Here is a 20,237-nt window from a genome sequence, read left to right as displayed (position 1 = left end):
CAGCGGAATTTCATCCGGGATTGCGCCGATCGCGGGCAGGACAGCCGCGCATGAAGTCCGTATAATGCGCAGCCAAACCTAAGCAAGCCGGAGAGAAACCATGCGTCCAGCAGGCCGTAGTGCATCAGAAACACGTCCCGTCACCCTTACTCGTCACTACACCAAACATGCAGAAGGCTCTGTGCTGGTTGAGTTCGGTGAAACCAAAGTGCTGTGCACCGCCACCGTTGAAGAGAGCGTGCCGCGTTTCCTTAAAGGCAAAGGCCAGGGCTGGATTACCGCGGAATATGGCATGCTGCCGCGTTCTACCCACAGCCGCATGGCGCGTGAAGCGGCTAAAGGTAAGCAAGGCGGACGTACGCTGGAGATTCAACGTCTGATTGCGCGTTCACTGCGCGCCGCAGTGGATCTGGAAGCCTTAGGTGAATTTACTATCACACTGGATTGCGACGTGATTCAGGCCGATGGCGGCACGCGTACCGCTTCTATTACCGGTGCCTGCGTGGCATTAGCTGATGCGTTAAATGCATTGGTTGCCGCAGGCAAACTGAAAGCCAGCCCGTTGAAAGGTATGGTGGCGGCAATTTCCGTCGGCATCGTGGGCGGTGAAGCGCTGTGCGATCTGGAATACGTGGAAGATTCCGCCGCTGAAACTGACATGAACGTGGTGATGACCGAGGATGGTCGCATGATTGAAGTGCAGGGCACCGCAGAAGGTGAACCGTTCAGCCACGAAGAGTTACTGCAGCTGCTGGCGCTGGCGCGAGGCGGCATTGAGCAGTTGATTCAGGCGCAAAAAGCAGCGCTAGCGAATTGATGTAACAGGCGACCTTAGAGTCGCCTTTTCTTTATTTGAGGAGTGAGAAATGAAAGCCTGGCAGCGTCAGTTTATTGAATTCGCCCTGAACAAAGGGGTACTGAAGTTTGGTGAGTTCACCCTAAAGTCGGGTCGTATTAGCCCCTATTTCTTTAACGCCGGATTGTTTAATACCGGCCGCGATTTAGCGCTGCTGGGCCGTTTCTACGCGCAGGCGCTGGTAGATGGCGGAGTTGATTTCGACCTGCTGTTTGGCCCGGCATATAAAGGCATTCCCATTGCCACCACCACCGCGGTGGCGCTGGCCGATCATCACGAGCGCGACGTGCCTTACTGCTTCAATCGCAAAGAAGCCAAAGATCATGGCGAAGGGGGCTTGCTGGTGGGCAGCCCGCTGCAAGGCAAAGTGATGCTGGTGGACGATGTGATTACCGCCGGCACCGCGATTCGTGAATCGATGGATATTATCAGCGCGCATAACGCGACTTTAGCGGGTGTGCTGATTTCATTGGATCGTCAGGAACGTGGTCGCAGCGATATTTCAGCCATCCAGGAAGTGGAGCGTGACTACAAGTGTAAAGTCACCGCCATTATTACGCTGGCTGAGTTGATTGATTATCTGGAAGAGAAGCCAGAGATGGCTGACCATCTGGCGAAAGTGCGCGCGTATCGCAAAGAGTACGGGATTTAATTATTCGGCAATTGTGCGTTCGGTAATGAGGTTGCCATGAATGGCAACCCTACACTGTAGGGTCGGCATTCATGCTGACCTGCTCTTTTAAACCAACTGCGCAGCCATCAGCGGCCAGCGGCTATCGAAATCCGCGGTAGGGCGAAAACGGAATTCAGAACGCACATAGCGCGACAGCAATCCTTCGCAGAACGCCAGCAGCTGGCTCGCCAACAGCGTTTCATCGTTCTGAAAACCTTCGCCATCACGCATTTTCTTCTCGCGCATCACCTGACGCAGCTGCACTTCAATACGTTCAAACAGCTGATTGATACGCCCTTGCAGGCGATCCTGTTCAAACATCAGTGCGTGGCCGGTCAAAATGCGCGTCAGCCCCGGATTACGCTCACCAAATCCCAGAATCAGCTGCACGATTAAACGCAGTCGCGTCAGCGTCTCTTTTTCATCTTTCAGGATTAGATTGATGCGGGTAATCAGACTGTCTTCAATAAACTCGATGAGGCTATCGAACATCCGCGTTTTGCTGGGAAAGTGGCGGTACAACGCCGCTTCTGAAACGCCTACATTGGCTGCCAGCTTGGCGGTGGTGATGCGCTGACTGCCATCGCCCGACTCCAGCATCTGCGCCAGCGCCTGCAAAATCTCTTCGCGACGATTCCGTTTCGCGACTTTTTTTTCTGCCATGACCTTCAACACCCCTGAAATTCACCAAAAACAGGCAATACTGCCTCATCTGCCACAGACAAAGCGGCCCGTGGCGACAAGAAATAAAAAGATGGCTAAGCGAAAAGTGTCGCGTGTTACTGGCGGCCTGAGTGACCGAATCCGCCCGCACCGCGGTCGCTGGTGTCAAAATCTTCCACCAGGTTAAATTCGGCCTGTACCACCGGCACGAAGACCAGCTGCGCCAGACGGTCGCCCGGCTGCAGCGTGAAGCTGTCCTGACCACGGTTCCAGACGGAAACCATCAGCTGTCCCTGATAATCGGAGTCGATTAAACCGACCAGATTGCCCAGCACGATGCCATGTTTATGGCCAAGGCCAGAGCGCGGCAGAATGACGGCGGCAAGCGCAGGATCGGCGATGTGAATCGCCAGGCCTGTTGGTACCAACGTGGTCATGCCCGGTGCGATTTCCAGTGCGTCATCCAGGCAGGCGCGCAAATCGAGACCAGCGGAACCAGAGGTTGCATAGGTTGGCAGCGGAAATTCGTTGCCCACGCGTGCATCAAGAATTTTAACGTCGATTTTTTTCATCATAACGGCTGACAATCTCGTCTATTAATTGTTGGCCAAGGAGCGTCTTATCACTGAGCGGTAAGACTTTCTCTCCTTCCTGCCAAAAAAGGTGAAGAGCATTGGTGTCGCTATTGAAGCCCTGACCCGCCTGCGCCACATCATTGGCACAAATCAGATCGAGGTTTTTTCGCGCCCGTTTTTGCCGCGCGTATTCTTCCACATTCTGGGTTTCAGCAGCAAATCCCACAACGTAAGGGCGATTTTCCTGCAGCGCCGCTACGCCTGCGACAATATCGGGGTTCTTCACCAACTGCAGCGTGACGTTATCATCGCCACCCTGTTTTTTGATTTTCTCTGCGGCAATCGTGGCCGCCCGGTAGTCTGCCACGGCTGCGCTGGCAATGAAAATATGTTGTTGCCCGATTTGCGCCATCACTGCTGCTTCCATCTCTAACGCGCTGTCGACATCTACGCGCTGCACGCCTGGCGGTGTTGAAAGCGCAACCGGGCCCGCTATCAGCGTCACCTTCGCACCGCGTTTTGCCGCGGCGGCGGCAATCGCAAAGCCCATCTTACCTGAGCTGTGATTGCTGATATAACGCACCGGGTCGAGCGCTTCGCGGGTTGGGCCGGCGGTGATCATAATGTTGAGATGTTGCAGATCGTTGACGGGCGCAGCCCATTCTAATGCGTACGCCACAATCGCCAGCGGATCGAGCATCCGGCCAGGACCAATATCGCCGCAGGCCTGGCTGCCGCTGTCGGGCCCCCAAATCAGCACGCCGCGTTGATGCAGACGTTGCAGATTCTCCTGGGTTATCGCGGCACGGTACATTTGCTGATTCATGGCGGGAACAATCGCGAGAGGCGCATCGCTGGCGAGACACGCCGTGGTGACCAGATCGTTCGCCATGCCGGCGGTGACGCGGGCAATCAGATCGGCAGTTGCGGGGGCTAACACAATCAAATCAGCCCACTTCGCCAGTTCAATATGGCCCATTGCTGCTTCTGCTGCTGGGTCGAGAAGGTCATCAAATACCGGATAACCGGAAACCGCCTGCAGGCTCAGCGGCGTAATAAAGGCTTTGGCCGCTTCGGTCATCATCACGCGCACATCTGCACCGCGATCGCGCAGTCGACGCACCAACTCCGGTGCTTTATACGCGGCAATGCCGCCGCTCACGCCCAGCAGAATTTTTTTACCGGCTAATCCCGTCATGTTCTTCGCCTCAACTTAAAGCAGATTGCCGCATTAATGGCGGCAGATGCAGGCAACTTTATCACAAAATCTGTAGCTCGCCTTTTCACTGCCTGCGGCCTTTGCGAGCCGCCTCTGAAATCGCGTTTTGTCTGCTGGCACGACGAGTGGCAGAGGCGCAGAATCGCCACAACGCAGGGAGAACAACGCATGACGGAACTGGCACCACGGGAAAAACTGTTGTTAATGGGCGCGGAGATGTTGAGTGATGCGGAGTTACTGGCGATTTTCTTGCGCACCGGTACCAGCAGCACCAGCGTGCTGTTGCTGGCGCATCAGATGCTGAACGAGTTTGGCTCGCTCTATCGCATTATGACGGCCAGCCAGCAGGAGCTTGGACAGATTAAGGGCGTGGGCAGCGCTAAGATGACGCAGCTGTATGCGATAGCGGAACTGGGACGGCGTTTCTTTGCCAGCCAGCTGGCGCGAGAAAATGTGATGGAAAATCCACAGGTGACACGCCATTACCTGCAGAGCGTGCTGGCGCATGAGGAGCGGGAAGTGTTTATGGCACTGTTCCTTGATAATCAGCATCGCGTATTACAGGCGCAGAAGATGTTTTCAGGGTCGATTGCCAGCGTGGAGGTGCATCCGCGTGAAATCGTGCGCGAAGCCCTGAAACTCAACGCAGCGGCCGTCATTCTGGCGCACAATCATCCTTCCGGCATTGCCGAACCTAGCCGGGCAGATCGTGATATCACCGGTAAAGTTGGCCAGGCGTGCGCGCTGCTTAATATCCGTTTACTTGATCATTTGGTGATCGGTCACGGCGAGTTTACCTCTTTCGCTGAGCGTGGTTGGTTGTAATTCAGCGATTCAATTGAACAGAAATGAGGCATTTTTGCGCGATCCAGAGGGATCTTTATCTGTTCGGGACTTGAGCACTCAGGCTGAGCGGCGTATACTACGCCACCTTTGAGAATCTCGGGTTTGGCGTTTGGGCCAGCTTAGCGGGTTCACATGGAACTCGCCTGGGCGGGCTAAGGCCTGACGAGGCGGCCAAAACCTAGTTTTTAAAGCTCGAGCTGATTTGATTTTTGGAGAATAGAAATGTCACGAGTCTGCCAGGTAACTGGAAAGCGTCCGGTAACGGGTAACAACCGTTCCCACGCAATGAACGCGACGAAACGCCGTTTCCTGCCGAACCTGCACTCTCACCGTTTCTGGGTTGAGAGCGAAAAGCGCTTCGTTACTCTGCGTGTATCTGCTAAAGGTATGCGTGTTATTGATAAAAAGGGCATCGATACGGTTCTGACCGAAATCCGCGCCCGTGGTGAGAAGTACTAAGGAACTGAATCATGGCTAAAGGTATTCGTGAGAAGATCAAGCTGGTTTCCTCTGCTGGTACAGGTCACTTCTATACCACCACGAAGAACAAACGTACTAAACCAGAGAAATTAGAACTGAAAAAGTTCGATCCGGTTGTACGTCAGCACGTTCTCTACAAAGAAGCTAAAATTAAGTAATTTTAGTGTTCTGAGAAAAACCCGGCTTCGGCCGGGTTTTTTGTTTCTGCGATTCGTTGAGGAGATGAGATGCCTGAATTACCTGAGGTAGAAACCAGTCGTCGCGGTATCGAACCCCACATGGTTGGTGCCACGATTCTGCATGCGGTAGTGCGTAATCCCCGTTTGCGCTGGCCGGTCTCGCATGAAATTCACGCGTTAAGCGACCAACCGGTATTGAGCGTGCAGCGTCGCGCCAAATATCTGCTGCTCGAACTGCCGCATGGCTGGATCATCATTCACCTCGGCATGTCCGGCAGCCTGCGTGTGCTACCCGGCGAACAGCCCGCAGCCAAACATGACCACGTCGATTTGGTGATGAGCAACGGCAAAGTGCTGCGTTACACCGATCCACGGCGTTTTGGTGCCTGGCTGTGGAGCAACGACCTCGCAGGCAGCAGTGTGCTGGCGCATCTTGGACCAGAGCCACTAAGCAGCGAATTTGATGGTGCATACTTGTTTGAAAAGTCGCGCGGCAAACGCACAGTGATTAAACAGTGGCTGATGGATAACAAGGTTGTGGTGGGCGTCGGGAACATCTACGCTAGCGAGTCGCTGTTTACCGCCGGGATCTTGCCCGATCGTTCAGCGATGAGTTTGAGTCAGGAGGAAGCGGAACTGCTGGTTAACACCATCAAAGCGGTATTGCTGCGCTCGATTGAGCAGGGCGGCACCACGCTGCGTGATTTCCTGCAGACCGACGGTAAACCCGGCTACTTCGCGCAGCAGCTGCAGGTTTATGGTCGCGCCGGTGAGCCTTGCCGAGCCTGCGGTACGCCGATTGTCAGCGGCAAGCATGGCCAGCGCAGTACCTTCTGGTGCCCACGCTGCCAGCACTGAGTTAAGGCTGAGCCAGTCGCGCCAGTAACGCCTTGTGCACTACGTCAGGCAGAAATGCCTGCACGTCACCGGCATGGCGCGCCACTTCTTTTACCAGCGAAGAAGAGACGAAGGAGAAACCTTCTGACGGCATCAGAAACACACTCTCCAGCGTTGGCAACAGGTGACGATTCATCTGCGCCAGCTGCAGCTCATACTCAAAATCTGATACCGCACGCAAACCGCGCACCAGCACGTTAGCGTTCTGTACCTGGGCAAAATTCGCCATCAAATCGCTGAAACCAATCACTTCCACATTCGACAAATGCGCAGTGACCTGACGCGCCATATCGACGCGCTCATCCAGGCTGAACAACGGCTTTTTACTCGGACTGGCGGCAATCGCCACAATGATGTGATTAAACATCTTCGCTGCACGCGTCACAATATCCAGATGACCCAAGGTAAAGGGATCAAAGGTGCCGGGATAAATCGCTTTCGTACTCATACGCGACCTTGTGTTGAGGTGTGATGCAGCGCCCACAGCGCCGAATATTTGTTGAAGGTGTACTGCGCGTTGACCACCGCTAAAATCCAGCCCTGTTTACCGTCGAGAAAACCGGCGCGCAGCAGCAGCGTTTTTACAAACGCGCCGAGCGTGTGGCTAAAGATGGAGAACAGCCCGCAGCGTTTTCCGCGCTGAAAACGCTCCTGCGCCCAGGCTTCGGCATAATTCATCTGTTTACGCTGAAACGCAATCAGGTCGCGACAGGTAAGATGTTGCAGATCGCCCACCAGTTTCACCACTGGCGCACCTTGCGTCTCGAGTGATTCGTGTACCAGGTTGTCGTTGTAATTGAGCTTGCGCGGATAGAGGCGCATTACGCGGTCGGGATACCAACCGCTGTGGCGCATAAACCGACCAAGAAACAGATTACTGCGCCCGAGGCTGTAAACGTTATCCGAAGCGGGCTGGATGAGAACCTGCTCAATGGCATCACGCAGTTCTGGCGTGACGCGCTCGTCGGCATCGATCATCAAAATCATATCGCCCTGCGCATGCGCCTGCGCGCGCTGACGCTGTTTGCCAAACCCTTCCCAGCCTTCAGCCTGGAAGACCTGCGCGCCGTGATCGCGTGCCACCTGTACGGTGTTATCAGTACTACCGGAATCCAGCACCACAATCTCATCCGCCCAACTGACGGAAGCCAGCGCCTCCGGCAGCAGTTCAGCTTCGTTTTTGGCGATCATCACCACAGAGAGACGTTGGCGTTGCGACATGAGTTAGTGAGCTCGCGGCGGTAAATGAGGTTCGAGTAACTGTAGCAGACGCTGTAATGCGCCCTGATTCTGATGCAATACTTCTACTGCATGGCGGCCGTAGTAGCGGCGATAATCGTCATCCTGCAGCAAGTTCGCGACTTCTTTCTGTAGCGATACCACGTCAGTGACGGTAATCAGCCCTTCGGCCTGCTGCAATTTGGCGCAGATATCTTTGAAGTTCCAGATGTGCGGGCCCATCAGCACCGGAATGGCATGCGCCGCCGGCTCCAGTGGATTATGTCCACCGCGCTCTACCAGGCTGCCGCCAACAAAGGCGAGGTCAGCAATGCCGTACAGCATCATCAATTCGCCCATGGTGTCGCCAATCACCACTTGTGTGGAACTTGAGGGAATTTCACCGCTGCTGCGCAGCGTAAAGCTGAAGCCGCGTTTTTGCGTCAGATCGCAGGCATCTTTGAAACGTTCCGGGTGGCGCGGCACCAAAATCAGCAGCAGATCTGGGAATTGCTGCAACAGGCGGCGATGGGCATCGAGCACAATCGCTTCTTCGCCTTCATGAGTGCTGGTAGCGATCCATACCGGACGGCGCGACGCCCACTGACGACGCAGCGTCACCGCTTTGGCCGCCAGCTCTGGCGTCACCGAGATATCAAACTTCAGGCTGCCCGTAACGGTCAGATGCGAACGTTTCAGACCAAGGCTGAGAAAACGATCGCCATCTTCGGCGTTTTGCGCGGCAATCAGCGTAATGCGTTGCAGCAAATCACGCATAAAGCCACCGAGTTTTTTGTAGCCTTTGGCCGAGCGTTCAGACAGGCGCGCGTTGGCAATCACCAGCGGAATTTTGCGCTGGTGCAAAATGCGAATAATGTTTGGCCACAGCTCGGTCTCCATGATGATCACCAGTCGCGGGTCGACGGTATCGAGGAAACGATTGATCGAGCCTGGCAGATCATAAGGCAAATAAACGTGGTGCACGTCTTTACCAAACGCTGATTGCGCCCGCTCAGAGCCGGTTGGCGTCATGGTGGTGACGGTAATCGGTAGCGTTGGGTAGCGGTGGCGCAGAGCGCGCACCAGCGGCACCGCCGCCAGCGTTTCGCCGACGGAAACGGAATGCAGCACAATGCCATGTGGCAGGACTTTGCCGCTACAGTAGCCGTAGCGTTCTGCCCAGCGTTTACGGTAGGCCGGTGCTTTTCGACCGCGCAGCCACAGGCGCAGCCAGATTAGTGGCTGAATCAGGTAGAGCAAGGCTGTGTATAGAGTCGTCATAGTTACCGTTACGACAGAATCGCGTCAAAAAACAGATGAAAGGCGGCATGTTATCAGAAACTAGCCACCTGCTCATACCCCTTCATCAGCGGCTTTGCAGCACCTGCTGATAAAGTGAAGTCAGCGCCTGCGCCAGTCGCTGCGGACCAAAAGGTTCAATTCTGCGCCGTGCAGCTTCGCCCATGGCAGAATTGTGTGAAAGTGCCGGTGTGGCTTTTACTGCTTCGTTTAACGCGTTGATATCTAATGCATCGCAGACAAAACCTTCCTGCCCCGCGGTGATAAATTCCGCGCCACCGCAGCCGGTGCTGGTGATCACCGCCAGCCCGCAGGCCATCGCTTCCAGTACCACGTTAGGGAAGGGATCATAAAGCGTTGGCAGCAGCAGCGCGTCAGCCGCATGGTAGAACGGTTGCACATCTTGCTGCACGCCGACAAAGCGCAAACGCTCCAGACAATTAAGCTGATTAGCCAGCTGCTGGTAGCGCGACAGCTGCTTATCCTGACCAACCACCACCAGATAGCGATCGCTTTTCGCCACTGCTTCAATCGCCGCCTTCAGTCCTTTGCGCTCAAAACCCGAGCCGACGTAAATCATCACCGTCGCCTCTTGCGGCAGCTTTAGCTGCTGGCGGGCTGCATGGCGCAATGCTTCGCTGGCAGGCTGGAAGCGCTGACTATCAATGGCGTTATGAATCACATGGATCTTGCTGGCATCGAGCGTAAAGTTGCGCAAGATATCCTGCTTCACCATCTCTGAATTACAGATCACCGCCTTTAACGACGGTGCGTTGAACATCTCGTTTTCCGCCTGCAATACGTAGCGATGATAAGGACTTAGGCTGGCGCTTAAACGCTGCCAGGGCGACACAATGCGCGCGCGCTGTTCCAGCCATACGCGATGTACGCCATCGCCAGCGCGGAAGATATCGCACCCGGCAATGCGCTCATGGCTCTGCACAATATCGAACTTTTCCCGCTCCCAGCAGGCGCGTGCGGCGCGCGCAAAACCACGCTCACGCGAGATGCGGCCGAATTTAGCCGGATTACAGATATGCAGATGCCATGCCGGATTCGGCGTGCCCTGCCAGCTGCGGGTAATAATGTTGAGATCGAGCTGCTCGCTGTCCAGCGCTTCCAGTGCACGTGAAATAAAACGTTCGGCACCGCCATCTGGACGATATTTCTGCCGGACGATAGCCAGGCGTAACTTACTCATGCAAAAAACTCCGGGCGGCCACAATCACATCCTCAACGGGAATGGCAGAAAGATAGCGCTGTTGCGTACTGGTATCGATCGCGTCTGGTGACGGCAGCGGGCCATAATCACCGGCCCAAATCACGCGGTTGTTCTCGCCCCACGGTCGCCAGTGCTGCAGTTTGGTTGGGCCAAACAGCGCGAGGCAGGGCGTCTCCAGCGCGGCAGCCATGTGCATTGGCGCAGAATCCACGCCGATAAACAGTTGTGCGGCATCAATAAGTGCCGCCAGCTGCGGCAAGGAGAGTTCACCGGCCAAAGACACCACATTAGGGCTGTGGCACAGCGCTTGAATATTGGCGATCATCGCCCGCTCTTTCTGGTCCGGCGCAGCGGTCAGTACCACAGTGCGACCTTCGGCGGCGAGTGCATCAATCAACTGTGCCACCTTTTCATCTTCCCAGCATTTGAACAGCCAGCGTGAAGTGGGCTGAAGCACAATAAACGGGGAATGTACCGCATGCTGTGCCAGCACATCCTGCACTTTCTGTTGGTCGGCCGCGCTGAAATGCATTGAGGCTTTGGCGCCGGCTGCGCTGATACCCAGCGGCCTGAGCGCGGCCATATTCTGCTCAACCGTATGCAGCTGGTTATGATCTTCCGTGCTGACAAGTTGATTGTGCATCCAGCGCCAAAAGACGTTATCACGTTTTCGGAAGGCAAAACCAATGCGCACCGGTGCGCCAGAAAGCCCGGTAATAATGGCGCTACGCCACTGGTCGGCGAGGTTAATCACGATGTCGTAATGACAGGCGCGCACTGCGGAAATCAGAGCCATTTCATGACGGAATTTCTGCCAGCCACCCTCTTTCTTCCAGTTGCGATCGATGATGTGTAACTGGCGAATGGCGGGATGAGCCTCCAACATCGGAGAGGTTTCTTTATAGAGCAGAACGTCGATGTTGGCCTGTGGATAGCGCTGGCGAAGCGCATTGATCGCCGGCGTAGTCAGCAGCATATCGCCATGATGGCGTAGCTTGATTAATAGAATGTTTTTCGCCGCAAATGGGTCTGGAATCGGACTTGCCATACTCAAATGATCTCAGAATTCAGTCAGCTGATTGTAGGGCAAACCCCACAGGCGTGAAAGCCAGGCGTAGCGCTTATTTCCTGCGCCAGCGATAAATCCGGCTCAGCCATAACAGCAGCTGATACCACTGCTGTACGCCGCGCGCGTTACGCAACATGCGTTTGTGCGTTTGCGTGGCAAACAGGTCTGCAATCATCGCCTGGCGTGCGGACTCGTCGGGCTCACGGCGAATACAGTGACAAACGCTGAGTGCCTCATGGGTAATCTGATAGTGAAACGCCGGGTAGATTTTCACTTTATGGCGATAGCGTGCATTGATCTCTTCCAGTAATTGCGCAATTTTCAGGTAATGGCGCTGATACTCCACGTTGCGCTGACCGGTGCGCTTACGGTTGCTGATAGAGGCATCATGCATGTAATAGCAATACAGCACCTGGTCGGTATAGCGCACCCGTTTAGCGTTCAGCATGAACTCGGTGGTCCAGGGAATGTCCTGATGGTGCAGGCCTGGCTCAAAATCGAGTTTTATCTGTTCGATTAATTCGCGGCGGTAAATTCCTAACCACACCACATGCATATAACGATGCGTTTGCAGCGCTTTGTTGAGCCACTCTGGACCGCTCAGCACCTCGGTGCTGGTCAGGCGATCGAGCGGAATCAGAGGTTTCACTTGCTGGCTGGCTTTAAAAAACCACTCCGCATTGCACTGTGCGGCATCGAGATTATCGCGTTCTGCCATCTCAACCAGCGTTTGATACATCGCCGGATCCATGGTGTCGTCAGCATCCGGAAACGAAACATACTTGCCACGTGCCAATGCTAAGCCGGCATTGCGGGCGCGTGATACGCCGCCATTGGCCTGGTGGATGACCTCAACATGTTGGTATTGCTGCGCATAAGCGTCAGCACGGGCACCCGAACCGTCAGTGGAACCATCATCGACGATGATGATTTCCAGCGAGGTTAATGTTTGTGCTAATAGCGACTGCATACAGGCAGCAAAATCGCTGCCTGCGTTGAACATGGGAATGATGAGGCTAAGTAATGGGGATGATTTTTCTGGCTGCATGATCATGCTGTTTTTGTATTCGTCCGTCGCGCGAGGCGTTGCTGTTGCCTTGCGGATATAAAATCATGGATATCTTTCAACTTCCGCTGATCCAGTTCAAATAGCTGTTCAGTGGGGTGCATAAATTTGTATTGCGCCGCGAAAACAAACGATGAAGGCGCAATATGATTTGGCCCGATCAGCAACACATCGCCAAGGGGACGCTGTTCTTCGACACAACATGGGCCATAAATCAAAATGATCGGGACGTTCTGCGCGTCAGCAATATAGACATTGCCAGAATCTGAGGCGATATAGAAATCCATCTCGCTAATTGCAGCCGGTACGTCTTCCAGTGGCACTTTACCGACTAAACTAATCAGGTTCTCGCGCACGCCGACAACTTTATACAGCTCCTGCAGACGTGATTGTTCATTCGGCGCGCCAAAGGCATAAAACTGGCAAGGCAAGTCGCTTAAGTGGTCAAAAAGTCGCTGCCAAATCATCGGTGGGATAGTTTTTGCCTGATTGCCTGCAGTGATACTGATACCAATGCGAATGCCATCATGCTGGAATATCTCAGCCGGCAGTGAGTTAGGTTGCCAAAGTGGTTGCGTCGCGTGCTTCGGGTAGCTCTCTTTGGTGAAAGAGCGATCGGCGAGTTTTAGATAGTTCTCCAGCGTAAGGGTATGTTTCTCATGCTCTACTACACCGCTTGTGGTGAGATAAAACAGGCCCTGATAGCCTTTGCGCCGATAGCTGGAAAGAAACTGTTTGTTGCTGGCATTGCAGCAGGCGGCAATAAACAAATTGAGATTGGTAGGATGTAATAGATAGATATTGTCGTAGCGGTTGAGCAGCTGCCACACCAACTTCATCTTTTTAACTAAGCCAGAGCGATATTCTTCGATATACCAGATTTTTTCCAACGTGTTATCACGAGTTGCAAGTGCAGCAACGCTTTTGCTCAATAGCGCATCGCTTTTCCCCAGATGGGTTAATAGCGGAGTGATATTAATGAAATCACCGATCTTAGCTGTTTGAATTACCAGATTTTTACCGGTTCGGCCATGGAAGATTTTCATCACCCATTTGACCGGAAAAAAAAGTAAAAAGAGAATTACATACGTCAACGATCTATCCCCATGATACGGCCACACCGACAAGGGGACCTGTTAACCTGAAACGTGCTGAGTGCCTATAAATGCGGGCTCTTCCATTTCTGCCAGTCGCAAATACTGCTGACAAATAACGTTGAGACTATAAATGCTTAAGTCAAGATGTTGCAACTCAGGCGGAGCGACATAAATCTCGCGCATTTTCTGCGCCAATGAATCAACATTCATATCAGCCAGCCCACGCGCAAGGTCACCGCTCATAATCGTCGAGGGTGCACCGGGGCAGCGTGTACTTACCACAGGCGTGCCGCAGCTTAAGGCTTCGATCAACACATTACCAAATCCTTCGCTGTCTGAACTCACCACTAACAAACGGGCATGCCGGATCCACGGATAAGGATTTTTATGAAAACCTTCAAAACGTACGCGCTCCGCTATGCCTAAATCAGAGGCCTGCTGGCGTAATCTTTCCGTGATTTTTTCGCTTCCCTGACCCAATAAAACCAGTGGAGCAGTGATGCCACTCTGAGCATAGGCGGCAAGCAAACGATCGTGACGCTTCGTTTCATGAAAGCGTCCTACATGAAGGACAAAATTACTCTCTGCTAAAGGGCAAGGTTCTGCGGCCAGACGGGAAATAAGATCGAAATCGAACGGGTTAAAGATCACCTGCGCTTTGCGGGGCTTCACGCCAATGTTCTGGATAACATCATCAATCACATATTGTGAGACACCGATAAGCTGCTTGTGATGATAAGTATTGCGAATCTTCAGGCGTTTGAGCCACAAAGAGAAGCCTGATTTACGAGCAAGATAAGAGGCTGAGAAAACACCGTGCAGGCAATACCAGGTTTTACTCGCATCCAGTGCACGCGCATAGCGAACAATGCGATCGGTTTTGTGAAGATTAGACAGTACCAGGTCGAATTTTCCGTGCAACGCTTCGCTTTGACGCACAGCTTCATCAAGTAAATGCGCGCGACGATGAGTTTCAGTCAGCTTGCGCCAGGGACGTGAACTTTCATCAATTACGATCTGATAATCTACGCCAGCAGGAATAGGGTATTCACATACCTTGCGCAAGGAGAAGAGCGACACCCGATGTCCCTGGCTTATAAAACCTTCTGCCAGTGTGAGGACGACTTTTTCGGCCCCACCGCCCGGCAGGCCATCAATCACCATCAGAATGCGCTTCGACAAATTCTTTGCTCCTAATCGCCAGCCTGTTTTGTATGACAAAACAACTATCATCCCCTGAGAAAACAGGACTGAATATAAGATAAATCAATTTATTAGATATATTTTAGCTTCAGACATTACGCATTGGCCTTAAGGTGAGCATTCGCGCAGCCGTAGGCATATGCAGTCTAAATTAGACTAGTTTAAACGACCTTATACTGCTACCAACATCTACTGGAACACGCCAGATGAAATGTTTGCCCTCATTCATTGGCTTGCGTACCATAGCGGCTAGAAAGTGCTCATATTACCGGATAAGTTATGGATAAGCCTGCGTTTTTAATCACTCTTGATACAGAAGGAGATAACCTGTGGCGCAATCGCAGCGGCAAGGTTACCACGCATAATGTTCAATTCTTGCCGCGTTTTCAGTCGCTGTGTGAGAAATATGGTTTTAAACCTACCTGGCTGACCAATTACGAAATGGCGAGCGATCCTGCTTATGTTGAATTTGGCCGTGACTTGGTGGCGCGCGGACAGGGTGAAATTGGCATGCATCTGCACGCATGGTATAGCCCACCGCACTATGCGCTGACCGATGATGACTGGCGCTTTCAGCCTTACTTGATTGAATTTCCTGAAAATATCCTGCGCGATAAAGTCGCTTACATGACCGATTTACTGGAAAGCGCTTTTCAACGGAAGATGACCAGTCATCGTGCCGGACGCTGGGCTTTTGATGAAGTTTACGCGCGTGCTCTGATCGACAACGGCTATTTAGTTGATTGCTCCGTTACACCGCGCGTGGATTGGCGCAATTCACCTGGCGCGCCGCAAGGTAAAGGCGGCACCGATTACAGTTGTTTCCCCGATCATGCTTATTATATTGATATCAATGATATTTCTCGAGAGGGCGGCAGCTCGCTGTTAGAGCTGCCAATGAGCATTCAGTACCGCTATGGCGCTTTAACTAACCAGCTCAAAAAAGTGTGGAATGGCTTGCGCGGCAAAAAACGCGGTCCGTCCGTCAACTGGCTACGACCAGTGGGCGGCAATGTGGCACAGATGAAGCAGGTGGCCCTGCAGACGCTCAGCCAGGGAAATGATTATATCGAATTCATGCTGCATTCATCAGAATTCATGCCCGATGGCAGCCCTACATTTAAAAATGAGGCTGACATTGAGCAGCTTTACGCTGATTTAACGGAGCTTTTCAGCTGGTTACAATCACGTACTCAGGGTATGACGTTGACGGAGTACGCGCTATTGAAGAGAGGAAGCCAACAGCGCTGAAAATGATTAGCGGTATAAACTTATACCGCTAATTTTTTCATCATCACCGCGACATCCGCAGCCTGAATATCCGCCATGCTGTGACCATGTGCAGGCTGTAGTTCATGCTGGTTCTTACCATATCCGCCAATCAATCCCGGATCGGTCGGCCCAAATAACGTGATATTTGGGCGGTCCAGCGCTGCGGTCAGATGACTTAAACCGGTATCCACCGAAACCACCGCACGCGCGCCTGCTAATTGCTGCGCTACCTGCTCAAGGGTTAATTTCGGCAGCACCTCAACATGTTCAAAGCCTTCCGCCAGGCGCTGCGCGCGCTGATGCTCGTGCTCTGCGCCCCACGGCAACTTTATGCGCAGGCCCGTTGGCTGCACTAATTCGATCAACTCGCGCCAGTGTGATTCCGGCCAATGTTTGTTGTCGCGCGTGGTCGCGTGCAGAAACACCAGATAGGGCTGCGCATCATGCGGCAGCGTTGACAGGAAATGATCGGCAATGGCGTAGTCACCCTGGGTGGCGGGCTTTGCATAGCCGAGGCTCTTAGCAAACAGCTCACGCGTGCGTTCTACGGCATGCTGTTGCTTGTCGATTTCATGACGCTTGTCGTACCACCAGCTAGCAAAAGGCTCGCGTGCACTGCGGCTGTCCTGGCCGTGTTTCTCACCTTTTGCCAGACGTGTGACCAGCGCGGCGCTTTTGATCAAGCCCTGCGCATCAAGCACCACATCATATTCACGTGATTGCAGTTCCCGCTTGAAGCGCACGCGCTCTTCACGCTGCTGGCTGCCAAACCAATGCTTGCGCCAGCGGCGAATCGCCACAGGCAACACTTTATCCACAGCGGGATGCCAGCTCGGGATTTGGGCGAAATTCTCTTCAACGACCCAATCGAACCGAATGCCTGGAATGGCCTGCATCGCATCAGTGAGCGCCGGTAACGTATGCAGCACGTCTCCCATCGAGGAGGTTTTAACAATCAAAACGTGCATTTCTACTCCTGCACCGGATGCAGCAACGCGCTCAATTCCTGATGAACACGCGCCGGCTGAATATCAATCAGGCTTTGGTGATAACCCTGCTCGGCATCGCCTTTGCGGACTTTATGATAGCCGGTGATCAAACGAATAATGCGAGCATGCTGGGACAACGGCGGAGTGAAATCCGGGCTGCTTGGGCCATACAGCGCCACCAGTGGACGATTCAGCGCAGCTGCAATGTGCATTAAACCCGAATCGTTACTGACAACGGCGGCGCAGTTCGCCATCAGAATCACCGCTTGCTCCAGTTGCGTATCGCCAGCCAGATTGCGGCAATGTACACGTGCCGCTTCCGGCAGCGTTTGAATAATGGTATCGCCGGTTTCACGATCTTTCGCCGAACCGAACAGCACCACCTGATAACCTTCGCCAATCAACTGTTCTGCCAGCGCGGCGTAATGGTAGTGCGGCCAGCGTTTTGCCGGTCCGAACTCGGCGCCCGGGCAAAAACCGATGACCGGACGATCGGCTGACAGCGCAAACTGCGCCGCCGTCATGCGTTTCTCATCGTCATCAACACGCAGTTGCGGCCATAGCAACGGCTGCGGCAGTTGCTGGGCTGAAGCGAGCGGTTTGTCGTAGCTGAGCGCCACATAGCGCTCCACCATCAACGGAAACGCCGCTTTATCCAGCACGCGTACGTCATTCAATACGCCATAACGCATCTCGCCGCGCCAACCGGTGCGACGTTTGATTCCGGCAAAAAACGGCACCAGCGCTGATTTGAAGGAGTTCGGCAACACATAGGCGCGGTCATAGCCGCTCGCCTGCAGGGTTTTCCCCAAACGGTGCCGCTCACCCAGCGCTAATGCGCCATGCCCGAGCGGCATCGCCAGTGCCTGGTTCACTTCCGGCATGCGCGACAGTAACGGGCGGCACCAGGCCGGCGCCATCACATCGATCACCGCCTCAGGATGCTCAGCCTTGAGCGTGCGATAGAGACTTTGCGACATCATCATATCGCCGACCCATGATGGGCCAATAACCAGAATTTTCATCGCTGGAGCCGCTTTCCTTATACGCTACGGTTTAGCCAGGCCATGTATTCGCCCACGCCTTGCGCGACGGTTTTAAATGGCTTGTCGTAACCGGCTGCACGCAGATTAGTGAGATCGGCTTGAGTAAACGCCTGATAGCGACCTTTCAGCTTATCCGGGAATGGAATGTACTCAATCTGGCCTTTCTGATGGAAGTTCAGCACCGCATCCGCCACTTCCTGGAAAGACTCGGCACGGCCGGTACCGCAGTTATAAATACCGGATACGCCGTTTTCCCAGCACCACAGATTTACGGCAACCACATCATCGACATGGATAAAGTCGCGGCGGAAGCCATCGCTGCCTTCGAACAACTTCGGATTTTCATCATTGCCGATCTGCGTATTGAGATGGAACGCCACGCTGGCCATGCCACCTTTATGACCTTCACGCGGACCATAGACGTTGAAGTAACGGAATCCGCATACCGGTGATTCGGCTTCTGGCAGAATCTGGCGCACATAGTGATCGAACAGCATTTTTGAGTAGCCGTAGACGTTCAGCGGCTGCTCGTACTGGCGCTCTTCGATGAAGTTCTCATTGCGGCCACCGTACGTCGCGGCAGAAGAGGCGTACAGGAACGGGATTTCACGCTCCAGACAGAAATGCAGCAGATCTTTCGAGTACTGATAGTTGTTATCCATCATGTACTTGCCATCCCATTCGGTCGTTGCCGAGCAAGCACCTTCATGGAATACCGCTTCGATTGGACCCAGATCTTCGCCAGACATGATGTAGCTGAGGAACTCCTCTTTATCCATGTAATCAGCGATATCGAGATCGGCCAGATTCACGAACTTGGTGCCATCCTTCAGATTATCCACCACCAAAATGTCGGTAAGACCGCGGTCGTTCAGCGCTTTAACAATGTTGCTGCCAATCATGCCAGCGCCACCGGTTACGATAATCATATGCTTTGCCTTTAAAGAGTTGGGGTGCAACAGGAGGTTTCACCCACGAATGCCTAACATCATAACATTTCAGCCAGACGCAGGCAGCCAGATGACTCCGGAAGCGCTGCACAAATCCTGTCCGCAGCGTGAACTATGCTACAAAACCGAGATATTGATGGCTGAAATATCGTCTATTCGCTTTTCGATCAGTAATATGTGCCAAAATTTTGCTATCTGAGGAGCAGAATCATGTCCAGTCAGTTTTATTCGCAAATTCGTCAACAGCTTGAGACAACACGTCACGACGGATTGTTCAAACAAGAACGCACCATCACGTCGGCGCAGCAGGCGGAAATTAACGTCGCTAACAGTCCGCCCGTTATCAACTTTTGCGCCAATAACTATTTGGGTTTAGCTAATCATCCGGCATTAATCCAGGCGGCAAAAGACGGCATGGATTCACACGGCTTCGGCATGGCCTCAGTGCGCTTTATCTGCGGCACGCAAGACATCCACCAGCAGCTCGAGCACAAGTTAGCCGAATTCCTTGGTATGGAAGACGCCATTCTGTTTTCCTCCTGCTTTGATGCCAACGGCGGCCTGTTTGAAACGCTGCTCAGCGCGGAAGACGCGATTATTTCGGATGCACTCAATCATGCATCGATCATTGATGGCGTGCGTCTGTGCAAAGCGCAGCGCTATCGTTATGCCAACAATGACATGCGCGAACTGCGCGCACGCTTGCAGGAAGCACGCGACAAAGGCGCGCGTCATATCCTAATCGCCACCGACGGCGTGTTTTCTATGGATGGCGTGATTGCCAATCTGCAGGGGATTTGCGATCTGGCGGATGAGTTCGATGCACTGGTGATGGTTGATGATTCGCATGCAGTGGGCTTTGTCGGCTCGGCCGGGCGCGGCACGCACGAATATTGCGGCGTGATGGACCGCGTCGACATCCTGACCGGCACGCTGGGCAAAGCGCTGGGCGGCGCATCCGGTGGTTATGTGGCAGCGAAGAAAGAGGTTGTGGAATGGCTACGCCAGCGCTCGCGCCCTTACCTGTTCTCCAACTCACTGGCGCCGGCGATTGTGGCTGCCTCGCTGCGCGTGCTGGAGTTACTGAGCGAAGGCGATGGTTTACGCCAGCGACTCTGGGAAAACGCGCGCTTCTTCCGCGAACAAATGACCGCCGCCGGTTTCACACTGGCTGGAGCCGACCACGCCATCATTCCCGTGATGCTGGGCGATGCCAAAGTGGCGCAGCAATTCGCCAGCCTGTTACAGCAGGAAAGCATTTACGTCACCGGTTTCTTCTATCCGGTGGTGCCGCAAGGCCAGGCGCGTATCCGTACACAAATTTCGGCCGGACATACACAGGCACAGCTGGAACACGCAGTTGCCGCCTTTACGCGCATTGGTCAGCAGCTGGGCGTTATCGCTTAAGGAGCAAGGAC

General features: G+C 53.7%; 22 protein-coding genes. 8 read left to right on the top strand and 14 right to left on the bottom strand.

Translation table 11 applies throughout. The annotated features are described in order from the left end of the window. Positions 1-100 precede the first annotated feature (100 nt). Together rph and pyrE are read left to right on the top strand one after the other, a co-directional pair. Complete coding sequence (gene rph / locus WH298_RS09290; RefSeq protein ID WP_007885290.1) at positions 101-817, top strand: ribonuclease PH; 717 nt, start codon at positions 101-103, stop codon at positions 815-817. 49 nt (positions 818-866) lie between these two features. Beyond that, complete coding sequence (pyrE, locus tag WH298_RS09285; protein WP_007885291.1) at positions 867-1,508, top strand: orotate phosphoribosyltransferase; 642 nt, start codon at positions 867-869, stop codon at positions 1,506-1,508. Positions 1,509-1,595: 87 nt separating this feature from the next. On the opposite strand, the gene slmA is transcribed toward pyrE, so the two are convergent. The 3 genes from slmA to coaBC form a co-directional block, all read right to left on the bottom strand. Continuing rightward, entirely contained in the window at positions 1,596-2,192 is a 597-nt protein-coding gene (gene slmA, locus WH298_RS09280; protein ID WP_007885293.1) for a nucleoid occlusion factor SlmA, read from the bottom strand. 116 nt (positions 2,193-2,308) lie between these two features. Continuing rightward, positions 2,309-2,767: a dUTP diphosphatase gene (gene dut / locus WH298_RS09275; RefSeq protein WP_007885294.1), complete on the bottom strand. Its 459-nt coding sequence runs from the start codon at positions 2,765-2,767 to the stop codon at positions 2,309-2,311. Continuing rightward, on the bottom strand, positions 2,745-3,965 hold the full coding sequence (gene coaBC, locus WH298_RS09270) for a bifunctional phosphopantothenoylcysteine decarboxylase/phosphopantothenate--cysteine ligase CoaBC (RefSeq protein WP_180822714.1): 1,221 nt from the start codon (positions 3,963-3,965) through the stop codon (positions 2,745-2,747). The genes dut and coaBC overlap by 23 nt, the downstream gene beginning before the upstream one ends. A 189-nt stretch (positions 3,966-4,154) precedes the next feature. Between coaBC and radC the strand changes: the two genes are divergently transcribed. The 4 genes from radC (at position 4,155) to mutM (ending at position 6,349) form a co-directional block, all read left to right on the top strand. Next, positions 4,155-4,811, top strand: coding sequence for a RadC family protein (gene radC / locus WH298_RS09265; protein ID WP_007885296.1), 657 nt, complete (start codon positions 4,155-4,157; stop codon positions 4,809-4,811). A gap of 243 nt (positions 4,812-5,054) precedes the next feature. Next, positions 5,055-5,291 carry a 50S ribosomal protein L28 gene (rpmB, locus tag WH298_RS09260; RefSeq protein WP_007885297.1) on the top strand — a complete coding sequence of 79 codons (237 nt, stop codon included), beginning with the start codon at positions 5,055-5,057 and terminating at the stop codon, positions 5,289-5,291. 11 nt (positions 5,292-5,302) lie between these two features. Then, the gene (rpmG, locus tag WH298_RS09255; RefSeq protein ID WP_003024094.1) at positions 5,303-5,470 is read left to right on the top strand and encodes a 50S ribosomal protein L33; all 168 of its coding nucleotides are present in this window, start codon (positions 5,303-5,305) and stop codon (positions 5,468-5,470) included. Positions 5,471-5,539: 69 nt separating this feature from the next. Beyond that, the gene (gene mutM, locus WH298_RS09250; RefSeq protein ID WP_101760687.1) at positions 5,540-6,349 is read left to right on the top strand and encodes a bifunctional DNA-formamidopyrimidine glycosylase/DNA-(apurinic or apyrimidinic site) lyase; all 810 of its coding nucleotides are present in this window, start codon (positions 5,540-5,542) and stop codon (positions 6,347-6,349) included. A gap of 1 nt (position 6,350) precedes the next feature. Here the strand turns inward: mutM and coaD are convergent, their stop codons facing one another. The 8 genes from coaD to WH298_RS09210 form a co-directional block, all read right to left on the bottom strand. After that, a complete protein-coding gene (coaD, locus tag WH298_RS09245; RefSeq protein ID WP_180822713.1) occupies positions 6,351-6,836 on the bottom strand; it encodes a pantetheine-phosphate adenylyltransferase in 486 nt (161 codons plus the stop codon). Then, complete coding sequence (locus WH298_RS09240; protein WP_007885303.1) at positions 6,833-7,609, bottom strand: glycosyltransferase family 2 protein; 777 nt, start codon at positions 7,607-7,609, stop codon at positions 6,833-6,835. The genes coaD and WH298_RS09240 overlap by 4 nt, the downstream gene beginning before the upstream one ends. A 3-nt stretch (positions 7,610-7,612) precedes the next feature. Next, positions 7,613-8,887, bottom strand: coding sequence for a lipid IV(A) 3-deoxy-D-manno-octulosonic acid transferase (gene waaA, locus WH298_RS09235; protein ID WP_007885304.1), 1,275 nt, complete (start codon positions 8,885-8,887; stop codon positions 7,613-7,615). Between the two features lie 85 nt (positions 8,888-8,972). Further along, on the bottom strand, positions 8,973-10,106 hold the full coding sequence (locus WH298_RS09230) for a glycosyltransferase family 4 protein (RefSeq protein ID WP_007885305.1): 1,134 nt from the start codon (positions 10,104-10,106) through the stop codon (positions 8,973-8,975). After that, complete coding sequence (rfaQ, locus tag WH298_RS09225; protein WP_180822712.1) at positions 10,099-11,175, bottom strand: putative lipopolysaccharide heptosyltransferase III; 1,077 nt, start codon at positions 11,173-11,175, stop codon at positions 10,099-10,101. Before rfaQ ends, WH298_RS09230 begins: the two co-directional genes overlap by 8 nt. Positions 11,176-11,248: 73 nt before the next feature. Next, positions 11,249-12,250, bottom strand: coding sequence for a glycosyltransferase (locus tag WH298_RS09220; protein WP_180822711.1), 1,002 nt, complete (start codon positions 12,248-12,250; stop codon positions 11,249-11,251). Beyond that, complete coding sequence (locus WH298_RS09215) at positions 12,247-13,356, bottom strand: glycosyltransferase family 9 protein (protein ID WP_180822710.1); 1,110 nt, start codon at positions 13,354-13,356, stop codon at positions 12,247-12,249. Before WH298_RS09215 ends, WH298_RS09220 begins: the two co-directional genes overlap by 4 nt. Before the next feature lie 42 nt (positions 13,357-13,398). Beyond that, positions 13,399-14,523: a glycosyltransferase gene (locus WH298_RS09210; protein ID WP_180823710.1), complete on the bottom strand. Its 1,125-nt coding sequence runs from the start codon at positions 14,521-14,523 to the stop codon at positions 13,399-13,401. Between the two features lie 318 nt (positions 14,524-14,841). On the opposite strand from WH298_RS09210, the gene WH298_RS09205 reads away from it, so the two are divergent. After that, a complete protein-coding gene (locus WH298_RS09205) occupies positions 14,842-15,813 on the top strand; it encodes a polysaccharide deacetylase family protein (protein ID WP_180822709.1) in 972 nt (323 codons plus the stop codon). Positions 15,814-15,833: 20 nt separating this feature from the next. Here the strand turns inward: WH298_RS09205 and rfaC are convergent, their stop codons facing one another. Genes rfaC through rfaD form a run of 3 tightly spaced genes read right to left on the bottom strand, consistent with a single transcriptional unit; the run spans position 15,834 to position 18,798 of the window. Further along, complete coding sequence (gene rfaC / locus WH298_RS09200) at positions 15,834-16,802, bottom strand: lipopolysaccharide heptosyltransferase RfaC (RefSeq protein ID WP_180822708.1); 969 nt, start codon at positions 16,800-16,802, stop codon at positions 15,834-15,836. 2 nt (positions 16,803-16,804) lie between these two features. Beyond that, on the bottom strand, positions 16,805-17,848 hold the full coding sequence (gene rfaF, locus WH298_RS09195) for an ADP-heptose--LPS heptosyltransferase RfaF (RefSeq protein ID WP_180822707.1): 1,044 nt from the start codon (positions 17,846-17,848) through the stop codon (positions 16,805-16,807). Positions 17,849-17,865: 17 nt separating this feature from the next. Further along, positions 17,866-18,798, bottom strand: coding sequence for an ADP-glyceromanno-heptose 6-epimerase (rfaD, locus tag WH298_RS09190; RefSeq protein ID WP_007885313.1), 933 nt, complete (start codon positions 18,796-18,798; stop codon positions 17,866-17,868). Between the two features lie 231 nt (positions 18,799-19,029). Between rfaD and WH298_RS09185 the strand changes: the two genes are divergently transcribed. After that, positions 19,030-20,226 (top strand): glycine C-acetyltransferase, encoded by a 1,197-nt coding sequence (locus WH298_RS09185; protein WP_180822706.1) that lies wholly within the window; start codon positions 19,030-19,032, stop codon positions 20,224-20,226. Positions 20,227-20,237 lie beyond the last annotated feature (11 nt).

The sequence above is a fragment of the Pantoea nemavictus genome (assembly GCF_037479095.1).
In the GTDB taxonomy this organism is placed as follows: Bacteria; Pseudomonadota; Gammaproteobacteria; order Enterobacterales; family Enterobacteriaceae; genus Pantoea; species Pantoea nemavictus.
This window is presented reverse-complemented; position numbering and strand designations above follow the sequence as displayed.